This window comes from Pseudocitrobacter vendiensis, assembly GCF_943590815.1.
In the GTDB taxonomy this organism is placed as follows: Bacteria; Pseudomonadota; Gammaproteobacteria; order Enterobacterales; family Enterobacteriaceae; genus Pseudocitrobacter; species Pseudocitrobacter vendiensis.
On the sequence record NZ_CALSBS010000001.1, the window covers coordinates 505,843 to 511,906 of the forward strand.

The window sequence follows — 6,064 nt, forward strand, 5'->3', positions numbered from 1 at the left end:
TCTCAATAATCGTGTCGGAACGGGTTGTTGTTGAGAATAATGCGCTCAGTATCGATGAAGATGAACACGATAAGGAAACAGGTGACCGCCCGGTAAAAGTTTACCCAGTAAATCCGTTTAATCCGGGTATTGTAGATGAGAATGGTGAGCCGCTCAAAGGTGGCGGTGGGATAGCTAAAGGTAAATATTCAAATCTAACTGATTCTCCAGCAGTTGGGCCAGGAAAGAGCTTCACTCGGGCCCAAAAAGCAAAAATTTATCAACAAAATATGAATGATAATGGTGGGGTGTTGCGTTCAGACCTCGATGGGCAAGAACTAGTTATGCCGAGAAAGAGTCAGTCAGGGGTAACACCACCACCTAATGAGGCTCAAATCGATCATATTGTGCCTAAAAAACCTGCAGATTCGAATATTCAACAGGGTACAAATAGTTATAATAATGCTCAAGTTCTGTCGCGAGAACAAAACAGGAAAAATAAAATAGTTTAGGAGAGAATTAATGAAAAAATCAATTTGGCAATTCGATGATCCCCCAAATATGGCCGTTATTGCTAATAGGAAAATTGTGTCTTCAGAAGAATGGATTGCTTACGTTTCTCATGACAGTGACGATGGTGCTTGGCAATTTCATACAAACTCTCAAGAGCCAATTAATGAGAATGATGCTGTTTTAGTTAGTTTGCAAAATATCGTTAACATAGACCAGTCCATTACTGCTTTGGCAGATCTCCCTCTAGGGTGGTGTGCATGGAGGAATTCTAAGGATGATACTTGGCATAAAGCTCAAATACCAGACTAATATTTAGATACCTATTATTGTATATGTAAGCACCTAGACAGCGAATTGTACTGTGGTTCAATCAAAAAATAGGGTGGAAATTCTCCATGGGCGATGATGTTCGTCTGTGTAATATGATGATGCGACAGACACAGGCGTCACCGCCGGGCGGTAGCGTCTGCGGGGCCAAAAACTCTTAACAGCGCAAAAAGTTGGCGGGCAGGAAGTACAGCAGGGAAAATCGGTTGTAACTCACGGAAAGGACAGGAAAAACTGTCATCGTTACGGGAATGTGCACCGGAAAGAGTTGTTGTTGAGAATAATGCGCTCAGTATCGATGAAGATGAACACGATAAGGAAACTGGTGACCGCCCGGTAAAAGTTTTCCCTGTAAATCCGTTTAATCCGGGTATTGTTGATGAGAATGGTGATCCGCTCAAAGGTGGCGGCGGGATTGCTCAAGGCGGTAAGTCAACTTCAAAAATAGATAGCGTTATAAAAGAAACCATCTCTGGAAAGAAAAATTTTACCAGTTCTACGATATTAACGGCTAATGAAGCATTGGCTGCCGGTCTCAAATTTTTGGGACCAAATTATAAGGAAATAGGTAAATCAGGATCTGGTGTTTATCATAGTGCTGATGGAACCAGAGAATTTAGAATTGACTCCGGTTCAATTGGCGGCGCACACGCTCCTGGTGTTCCGCATGTTCACTTTGGAGTAAAAAATCCAGATACAGGTAAATACATATCTAATAACCATGTTCCTTTTAAAGACTGAGGATAATGAATGCTCTTAAAGCAAGGGGTAGTAAGCTCTGGGGAATACGTTGGTTGGGAACTTCAGGTAGTCGATGACACCAATGGAGAAACTGGTGGCTTTTACTTGGTACTGCGCAATGATATTGAAGTTTTTGACTATTGGTTTGAAAAGAAAGAATTTCTTGAAAATCAGCTAGCCGATTTTGATGTTCACTGGAAAACTTAATCAAGATCCCGGTCAAATCGTCGGGACCATTTTATCGATCGCCTGTAATCACCTTATACAGTGCCTGCTTCGTCATTTATACACAGGAACTTCGGCGGTCCATAAGTGCTCCCGGAAAAAGGGTATTAATAATTGATCGTACTGACGCGACTCAACCGCGGCAGCAATCGCTGAAAAATGGAGCCACACTTATTGTTGAGAATAATTATCTGAACCTGAAACAGCAGGCTCAAAAAGAAGAAGAGCTGGCAGAATGTAAAAGTATTGCCTGTAAGGCCCAGACAGAAGCGAAATGGACGGCGATTGATCTAGGGCAGGATGGCAGTTTTGCGGCAGGGATGATCGCGGGTGTTCCGGCAGGGCTGTATGACGTTGTTGATGGTATTGTGAAAACAGCTAGTAGTCCTCTTGAAACCTACGAAGCGCTGAAATCACTATTCAACAGTGGTGACGTGCTGGGTAATGTATCAGATGCGGTAAAACAGTCTTATATTGACCGTATAGAACGGATGGAAGCGGAATACCAGAAAGCCGGAGCCAGCGGTTCGTTTAATGCGGGTGTTGAAGGCGGTAAGCTGGTGACGGATATAGCTGGATTGCTTACAGGTGGGACCGGAGCTGTTAAAATTACCGCAGGCGTAACGGAGAAGATAGTTGCTAAGGTTGCTATTAAAGTTGAGTCAGCCGCTGCGCATGCAGGAAAAGTTACGGTATTAAATTTCCCGAATAAAGTTCTTGGTGAGTACTCAGCTATAAAGCCTGGTCCTTTGGATAATGATCTAGCTAAGACGTTTAGTGGAGCAAAATACCTAGAAGTTGTGTTGAAGGAGGATACGATCCTGTATCGTGGGGGGGGGGTATCAGATAAGCCTTTTGGGCAGTTCTTTAGTTCTGAACCACCTCAAGGTGTCCTGTAAACTAGGATTGATAAGGCTGTATTGCCAAAATGGCCAGAAGGGGGGACTTCGCCAATAGACTCATCAATAGCAATTAAAATACCTGCAGGAACAAAAGTCTATGTAGGTGAAGTTGGCTCCCAAAATAGTTTATATGTTGGCGGAACTCAGCAGATTGTTGTTCCAAAGGCTTGGGCAATTAAAGGTGCTGAAATTATGGAGATTAAGCCATTAAAATGACTACTGAAAAAGAAAAACTTGTCGTAGAAAAAATGGAGCGCATGGCTACTTTATTAGAATTTGGTGGTTATGCAGAATGGTCTGCCAGCATTCTTAAACTGGCTAAAAAATATGTGATGGATCCTGATGATACCAAACATACTTTTCGAAACCTCTATGGTGGAATGGGATCTTTAAACGATCTCGTACTGTATAGAAACGGGAAGGTCTTGATGAGTGAAACCGATGAGTTGGATCAGCTTAGAAGTGACCTGTTCAACCTTCTTTCCTAAGTAAAGAATCTGGAGCGGCTCCAACAAACACCAGACAGTAGATGTATATTAAAATAAGAGTTAGGCTTAAACGTTATTGTTGAGAATAATCTGCTCGGAACGGAAATCGATCAGACTAAAGCTACTCGGGCGCATGGCGCAGATGTCCTTTCCTATAACGATGCTCCTGGTGGTGCAGCCTGTAAGCGAGGCGAAGCAGTTAATAAAGCGTATGCAGGGGCTTTGGCTACAGGTAGTGTAGCTCTCTTGCCCGGTGGTGCTCATGCCATGTGGGGATTGGGGGCTGGAGCTAATGCAGGGATCAGTTATCTGGCAGATGGCACCATTGACCCGACAAGTGCCGTAGTTGCTGGCTGGACTAACGTTATCACGATGGGCAGTGGTTTCTGGTCATCGGTTGGCTGGAATGCTGCAGGTGGAGCACTGGCTAATCAGATAAATGATGACGATCCAGTTTCTGGCGCAATTACAAATGGTATTGGTGCTGGTTTTGGTTATGGCATTGGTAATAGCCTTAAATGGGGGGTTAACGCTGGCGCTAACTGGTTGAAAGGCGGCTGGGATCCGAAGTTTAATGCTGACTTGAGACAGTTTACTGAAGTGAAAGGAGATTATGGGATTTCAAAAGAAATGACACCAAGTAGCATTCCCAGCTCTTTTGGTGATATTGGCGGTAGTATCACTTCAGAAGCTGGAGGTAAGTATACAGAGTACAAAATGAAGCAGGGAGGAGATAATAAATGAAATCTCTAAAATTCATTCTTCCTCTGGTTTTTTTAATTTTATTTAGCATGGTTTCAATTTTTCTAACAGGGATCGTTTTATATGCCTGCGGGGAGATTTTTTTCTTTTTTTATAAAGGAATACCAATGTCTTTTTCATTAAGTATTGTTTTATTTTTAAGCAAGATAAGTCTATATATAGGTAGCTTTGCAGGTTTCATGTTATGGATCGCTAATTTGCTAAAAAGATGATCAATTTTGACTTCAGATAGTTGTTGAGAATAACTACCTAAGCTCTAAAGAAGCACGACGACTGGATCAGGAATTAACTGAATGCAAATCTTCTGGCGGAGACTGCAAATCTGTTGTTCAGAAGTATCTGGATATTAGTAACAAAAACAGCAAGGAGCTGGCTGAGGCCTGTACTGGTGGTGGTGTCGCGTGTATAACCTGGGAGGAGCTGATTCAGGGAGGTACGAATGTTGCTAATGACCCGCAATCAGGACAATTTAGACTGGATGAAAAACTGAAGGATCCCGATGCGGCAGCAATCGTAAATTATCTCAACGGCTCAGACCTTAAGTTTCTTAAAGATAACATTACAGAGGGTGATCGCTTACTGTCTGTTATCAGCGATCCAACTTCATGGCCTGTTGCGGTAATGGGAGGTAAGGCCTTCATCACCAATGCAGTCAATAATACTAAAGAACAGCTTATAGCTGTGGGGGTTGGTGTTGGATTAGGAGCCGGTATGCAATACGGAACGACGGGTGAGGTGAAACTTTCAGATCTGATAGGAACCGGCATGATTGGTGGGATTACTGCCGGTAAAGGTTATAATCCAACCGTGACATGGAATGCAGTAGGTGGTTATTACCAAGCTGAAATCAGTGGTGATGATCCATTTATTTCGTCTTTACTGAGTAAAGTAGGGGCTTCGGCTGGTTATGCTGCGGGTAATGTTCTAAAAGTTCCATTTGATAAAAAATTAAACCCAATATCGAAGCAGTATGAATGGATTCCAACTGGTGTTTGGACAATAACGAAACCAGCACCGCAGCATCCATTGCCATCAATAATGGGTAATGTCGGCGACTCTGCTGTATCGGGTATGGTTCAGGATAAGCTGAAAGATAGTGGAGGTAAGTGATGAAAGATAGCACTAAGTCATTACTTAACCTTTTATCCTTATGCTGCTCTATGAGCTTGGCGTTGTTTGCCCTGACTATGCTTGGCCGCTTATTAGGGGCATGGTTAGCTTGGGATGTGAATGAGAGCTTCCCATTTTCGTTAAAAGATTTAATTACTTGTCTCAAACTAACTTGGATGGGAGTACCTGCTGGATTTGTTTTTTGGTATTTTTATTATCGGTGAGTCTGGTAAAGCATTAAGTCTATATGATGGTGGTGCGGTAGCTTCTCCTGTTAATGAGGGGCGGTAGCGTCTGCGCGGCCAAAAACGCTCAACAGAGCAAAAGTTGCCGCGCCGGAAGCACGGCAGGGAAAACGGTTGTAACTAACTGAAAGTACAGGGAAAAGCCGTTATCATCACAGCAATGTGCACCGGAGAGAGTTGTTGTTGAGAATAATGCGCTCAGTCTGCCATCAGGAATGATGGGTTACGGACAGGCTGTAGCATCCAGAAATCAGTATGCAGATGCTAATAATCTAACTGCAGAACAAAAACAGGTTGGGATGGATAAGCTGGCAAAAGGGGATCTGCCAGAAGGTGCTAATATCACAAAAGTTATTGTTGAAGGCTATCAGGATGGTGTCATGATAGCAGGGGCTTGGTATTTGGGGCCTGCTGCATCGGTTGGCAAGGTAATTAGTGGTGGAGTCGTTGCAGAAATGGCCAACGGAAGCTATCAGTGGTTTGATCTGAGTCAGCCTGGTAATGAAAACAAAAGCTGGAACTGGAAAAGTAGTGCTAGTTCAGGCATTGCAGGTATGCTTGCGCCAGGAAGGACTATTGGATAAAACGTCGGAATTTCTATGGGGAGTGCATTTTTAACTGATGCTCCAGATACTGGTTCTATCGGTGGTGCAGCTATTGATGCATGGTTTGGTGTAAAAATTGGTGAGTTTGCTCCTTTCCCTGGGGAGGTTAATGACCTGATTGGCGGTATCGGTAGGGAAGTTATAAGCAATAAGATTAAGAATAAAGT

9 protein-coding genes and 2 pseudogenes are annotated in these 6,064 nt (G+C 43.2%); all 11 read left to right on the forward strand.

Annotation, left to right across the window (positions count from 1 at the left end; genetic code table 11):
* The first annotated feature begins 11 nt into the window (after positions 1–11).
* The 11 genes and pseudogenes from NMC31_RS02275 to NMC31_RS02325 all read left to right on the forward strand — a co-directional run bounded on the left by NMC31_RS02275 (position 12) and on the right by NMC31_RS02325 (position 5,876).
* Positions 12–491, forward strand: coding sequence for a hypothetical protein (locus NMC31_RS02275; protein ID WP_253896796.1), 480 nt, complete (start codon positions 12–14; stop codon positions 489–491).
* Positions 492–501: 10 nt separating this feature from the next.
* Entirely contained in the window at positions 502–801 is a 300-nt protein-coding gene (locus tag NMC31_RS02280; protein WP_253896797.1) for a hypothetical protein, read from the forward strand.
* Between the two features lie 540 nt (positions 802–1,341).
* On the forward strand, positions 1,342–1,560 hold the full coding sequence (locus NMC31_RS02285; RefSeq protein WP_253896798.1) for a hypothetical protein: 219 nt from the start codon (positions 1,342–1,344) through the stop codon (positions 1,558–1,560).
* Between the two features lie 9 nt (positions 1,561–1,569).
* The gene (locus NMC31_RS02290) at positions 1,570–1,767 is read left to right on the forward strand and encodes a hypothetical protein (RefSeq protein ID WP_253896799.1); all 198 of its coding nucleotides are present in this window, start codon (positions 1,570–1,572) and stop codon (positions 1,765–1,767) included.
* 194 nt (positions 1,768–1,961) lie between these two features.
* A pseudogene (locus NMC31_RS26250) lies at positions 1,962–2,468 on the forward strand (VENN motif pre-toxin domain-containing protein); the annotation flags it as partial.
* A 237-nt stretch (positions 2,469–2,705) separates the two neighbouring features.
* Positions 2,706–2,903, forward strand: coding sequence for a hypothetical protein (locus NMC31_RS02300; protein ID WP_253896801.1), 198 nt, complete (start codon positions 2,706–2,708; stop codon positions 2,901–2,903).
* Positions 2,900–3,175, forward strand: coding sequence for a DUF6966 domain-containing protein (locus tag NMC31_RS02305; protein ID WP_253896802.1), 276 nt, complete (start codon positions 2,900–2,902; stop codon positions 3,173–3,175). The genes NMC31_RS02300 and NMC31_RS02305 overlap by 4 nt, the downstream gene beginning before the upstream one ends.
* Positions 3,176–3,253: 78 nt before the next feature.
* A pseudogene (locus NMC31_RS02310) lies at positions 3,254–3,919 on the forward strand (VENN motif pre-toxin domain-containing protein); the annotation flags it as partial.
* 639 nt (positions 3,920–4,558) lie between these two features.
* The gene (locus tag NMC31_RS02315) at positions 4,559–5,047 is read left to right on the forward strand and encodes a hypothetical protein (RefSeq protein ID WP_253896804.1); all 489 of its coding nucleotides are present in this window, start codon (positions 4,559–4,561) and stop codon (positions 5,045–5,047) included.
* The gene (locus NMC31_RS02320) at positions 5,047–5,271 is read left to right on the forward strand and encodes a hypothetical protein (RefSeq protein WP_149461555.1); all 225 of its coding nucleotides are present in this window, start codon (positions 5,047–5,049) and stop codon (positions 5,269–5,271) included. Before NMC31_RS02315 ends, NMC31_RS02320 begins: the two co-directional genes overlap by 1 nt.
* A 236-nt stretch (positions 5,272–5,507) precedes the next feature.
* Positions 5,508–5,876, forward strand: a complete 369-nt coding sequence (locus tag NMC31_RS02325) for a hypothetical protein (protein WP_253896805.1) — start codon at positions 5,508–5,510, stop codon at positions 5,874–5,876.
* Positions 5,877–6,064 lie beyond the last annotated feature (188 nt).